Raw genomic sequence first — 322 nt, 5'->3', positions numbered from 1 at the left:
GACCGGGATCTGGCCCGCGGTCGACAGTTGCTGGGTGTCCGGGTGGAAGACCTTCACCGCCCCACCCAGCTCGGTGTAGAAGACGCGGCCGTCGTCGGCGATGTCCAGCTTCATCGGGTTGGCGGTGTTGTCGTCGAGGGCGACCTTCTCGAAGGCGGCCGCGGTGGGGATGCCTTCACGCGGCTCGCCGCAGTCTCCCTCGGTCGTGCCCGCGGCCCACTCGATGGCCCAGCCGATGTGCTGGCGGAAGCCGGCGTTGGCGTAGTGGCTCGCCGAGTGCCCGAGCGCGGTGTAGAACGTCCGGCCGCCGTCGTACTGCGAG

General features: G+C 70.2%; 1 protein-coding gene. It reads right to left on the bottom strand.

What is annotated here, in order from left to right; genetic code table 11:
* The coding region (locus DZA62_RS35335) for a ThuA domain-containing protein (RefSeq protein ID WP_198664553.1) at window positions 1-322 on the bottom strand (322 nt) is incomplete at both ends.

This window comes from Jiangella endophytica (assembly GCF_003427025.1).
Lineage (GTDB): Bacteria > Actinomycetota > Actinomycetes > Jiangellales > Jiangellaceae > Jiangella > Jiangella endophytica.
This window is presented reverse-complemented; position numbering and strand designations above follow the sequence as displayed.